General features: G+C 70.8%; 1 pseudogene. It reads left to right on the forward strand.

From position 1 onward, the window contains the following. A pseudogene (locus tag G3436_RS27080) lies at positions 1–1,062 on the forward strand (amino acid adenylation domain-containing protein); the annotation flags it as partial.

The raw sequence follows: 1,062 nt of genomic DNA on the forward strand, positions 1-1,062 counted from the left end.
CAGGCCAACCGCCTGGCGCACTGGCTGATCGGCAAGGGGGTACGCCCAGACGACCGCGTGGCGATCTGCGTCGAACGCGGGCTGCCGATGCTGGTGGGGCTGCTGGCGATTCTGAAGGCGGGCGGTGCGTATGTGCCGCTCGACCCGAGCTACCCGCGCGAGCGCCTGCGCTACATGCTCGACGACAGCGCCCCGGTGGTGGTGCTGGTACAGCCGGCCACGGCCGCGCTGCTGGGCGATACCCGCGTCGAGCGGCTCGACCTGGACCGCGACGCCTGGCAGGCGCAACCCGCCACCAACCCGCAGGTGCCCGGGCTGAACGCCCGCCACCTGGCCTATGTGATCTACACCTCCGGCTCCACCGGCCAGCCCAAGGGCGTGATGGTGGAGCACCGCGGGGTCGCCAACCTGGTGCAATGGAGCGCGCAGTGGTGCCCGGCGACGCCGCACGGGGCGGTGCTGCAGAAGACCCCGATCAGCTTCGACGCTTCGGTATGGGAGCTGTTCTGGCCGCTGTGCACGGGCCTGCCACTGGTGCTCGCGAGCGCCGAGGCGCAACGCGACCCGGCGTACCTGGTACGCCTGATTCGCGAGCAGCAGGTCAGCGTGGTGCAGTTCGTGCCGGCGCTGCTGGCGCAGTTTCTGGACCTGGAAGAGAGCGCCTTGTGCGACAGCCTGCGCGATGTCGTGTGCGGCGGCGGCGAACTGACCGCAGCGCTGGCCGCCACGCTGCGCGAGCGCTTGCCGCAGGTTCGCCTGCACAACGTCTACGGCCCACCGAAACCACGGTGGACTGCAGCGCCTGGACCCTTGAGCCGTCGATGCCGGTGCCTACGGGCACACTGCCCATCGGTCGCCCCATCAGCAACACGCGGCTGTACGTGCTGGATGCCGACGACCAGCCGGTGCCGCAGGGCGTGGTCGGCCACCTGCATATCGGTGGCGCAGGCGTGACCCGCGGCTACCTGGGCCTGGCGCAGCAGCAGGCCGAGCGTTTCATCGACAGCCCGTTCGTGGCCGATGACCGCCTGTACCGCAGCGGCGACCTGGTGCGCCAGCGCG

This window comes from Pseudomonas brassicae (genome assembly GCF_010671725.1).
GTDB classification, from domain to species: domain Bacteria; phylum Pseudomonadota; class Gammaproteobacteria; order Pseudomonadales; family Pseudomonadaceae; genus Aquipseudomonas; species Aquipseudomonas brassicae.